The following is a 945-nucleotide window of genomic DNA, read 5'->3' on the forward strand; positions in this document are numbered from 1 at the left end:
GGCTGATCCTGCGGCCATTGCAAGGTTCCGGAGATCGCTGCATGCGACCGTTGAATGGTGGCTCGGCGGGGTGGCCCCGCCCGAACCGCGGCGGCGCAAGGGAGCCTGGGGCGACTACACGCAGGACCGCGGGCACTACGGGGGCGACAGCCTGCAACGCAAGCGTTCGCAGCTTGCGCAATGGCTGGCGGAGATCCGGCCGGGCTGGGTGGCCGATCTCGGCTGCAACACCGGCGAGTTTTCTCGCATGGCGCTGGCGCAGGGTGCCCAGGTGATCGCCATCGATGGGGACCACGATTGCGTGCAGGCGCTGTTCCGGTCGCCCTCGGGACCGGGCCTGCACCCCGTGGTTGCGGCGCTGGACGACATGAAAGGCGGATCGGGATGGCTGGGGGAGGAACACTCGGGCCTGGCCGCGCGCCTGGAGCAATCCGCAGACCTGGTGCTGATGCTGGCACTCGTGCATCACTTGGCGGTCGCGGCGTCCATCCCGATCGAGGTCGTGGCGCAGATGGCACGGCGCCTGTCGCGTCGCTGGCTGGTTGTCGAATGGATCGGGCCCGAGGACCCGCAGATGAAATTGCTTTGCGCCCAGCGCCAGCGTGACCCGCATGAGTTCAGCATCGACAGGCAGAAGGCGGCTTTCCTGAAGGCCGGCTTTCAGCTGTGCGCCGAGGTCAACCTCGGTCCCGCCCACCGCACGCTGGCCCTGATGAGGACGCCGGCCTGATGCACCCTTGGAGCAGCCGGCCGGGCGCCAACCTGCTGGCCGCGGCAGCGCTTCTCGGTGCGGCTGGGCTGGAGCTCGGCATGCGCGAGCACTTCCACCAACTGTCGGCTGAAGCGCTGCGCATTGCGGGCCTGATGGGCTGCAGCGTGGCGCTGGCTTGCCTGTGGGTGTCGATGCGCTTCGCGCTGCCGGCCCGCTGGCTCGAACGTGGGCAG

General features: G+C 69.2%; 2 protein-coding genes. Both read left to right on the forward strand.

Annotated elements, in window-relative coordinates:
* Window positions 1-730, forward strand: a 730-nt coding sequence (locus AC1D15_RS34540) for a class I SAM-dependent methyltransferase (protein ID WP_477829623.1), incomplete at its 5' end; no start/stop codon positions are given.
* Window positions 730-945 (forward strand): hypothetical protein (locus AC1D15_RS34545; protein WP_477829624.1); only part of this gene is annotated, 216 nt, incomplete at its 3' end. The genes AC1D15_RS34540 and AC1D15_RS34545, both read left to right, overlap by 1 nt.

The organism is Rhizobacter sp. P2_H2 (assembly GCF_056403375.1).